The organism is Pseudomonas sp. P5_B2 (assembly GCF_056400445.1).
The window spans coordinates 1-883 of sequence record NZ_JBFULH010001187.1 but is presented as its reverse complement, the minus strand read 5'-3'; the positions used below and the strand labels follow the sequence as shown (position 1 = coordinate 883).

1 pseudogene is annotated in these 883 nt (G+C 53.9%); it reads left to right on the top strand.

What is annotated here, in order from left to right:
* A pseudogene (locus AC1DRJ_RS30085) lies at positions 1 to 846 on the top strand (reverse transcriptase); the annotation flags it as partial.
* Between the last annotated feature and the right edge of the window lie 37 nt (positions 847 to 883).

Sequence of the window (883 nt, the reverse complement as noted above, 5' to 3'; positions counted from 1 at the left end):
TTTGAGAGCGGACTTGATGGTCTTGAGGTGCCCGGCTACAGAGAGAAACATCGAAACCATACTGCTGCGTTACTACATCTGACTACTAAGCATCTAGCCGCACGGGACTACGTGTTGGGGCGATCGCAGAAGCCGCATTTTGATTTGGTAGTGTTTCCCGAGCTCAGCATTCACGATGACGATCAAGACCTTATGCGCGCATTTTCAGACGCAACCGGTGCGATGCTGTTCTACGGGTTGCTTGGCGCGAAGGAGCCAGGAACAGGCGAAACAATCAACACCGGTCGATGGTTAGTCCCTCAGCGGCGCGCAAACCGTCGTTCTTGGGTGCAGGTCGATCAAGGTAAATTCCACCTCACGCCTGAGGAAGTTGAACTCGGAATCAAATCCTGGCGGCCTTATCAAGTGGTGATAGAACTGTCTGACCCATCGAGCTCAGGCGATAGGCCCTACCGCTTGACCGGATCCATCTGTTTCGACGCAACAGATTTAGCGTTGGCGGCAGACCTGCGAGATGAAAGCCACATGTATGTCGTGTCGGCCATGAACAAGGATGTGAAGACGTTCGATGGGATGGTTGCGGCGTTGAGGTACCACATGTACCAGCATATTCTGATCGCAAACATCGGCGAGTTCGGCGGCTCGACGGCCCAAGCTCCTTACGATAAAGAGCACCGTCGATTGATTTCCCATTCTCACGGCAGCGAGCAGATAGCCATTTCAATTTTTGACGTGCGCATGGAGGATTTCGGCCCAGAGCTAGAGGCCGCGAATCCCGGTATAACCCGGATGCAACCGGTAACCACCCGAATTGGAAAGGCACCACCTGCGGGATTGAAACGATGAAAGCTACACCGCGTCGGCAGGCGCTTCAGAATGACGT